Below are 230 nucleotides of genomic sequence, written 5' to 3'. Positions count from 1 at the left end.
AGTGATTGAGAATAATGATCTTAAAGAAGAAGTAGAAATTTCTAGACAAGCAGCAATGAGTGAGGGATCCTCTATCTATCTTGAACCCGGAGAAAAGGTAACGGTAGAAGAGTTGTTATATGGTCTTATGTTACGCTCTGGAAATGACGCTGCTTACGCTTTAGCAGAACATACGGGTGGATCTATTGAAGGATTTGCAGATTTGATGAATGAAAAAGCGAGGCTATACG

1 protein-coding gene is annotated in these 230 nt (G+C 39.6%); it reads left to right on the top strand.

The annotated features are described in order from the left end of the window. On the top strand, positions 1-230 hold a 230-nt coding region (locus R0J88_RS24095), incomplete at both ends, for a D-alanyl-D-alanine carboxypeptidase family protein (RefSeq protein ID WP_410901471.1).

The organism is Pseudoalteromonas sp. SIMBA_162 (assembly GCF_046535955.1).
Taxonomy (GTDB): Bacteria; Pseudomonadota; Gammaproteobacteria; order Enterobacterales; family Alteromonadaceae; genus Pseudoalteromonas; species Pseudoalteromonas marina.
The sequence above is the reverse complement of the archived record's forward strand: the minus strand, read 5'-3'. Positions and strand labels throughout refer to the sequence as shown.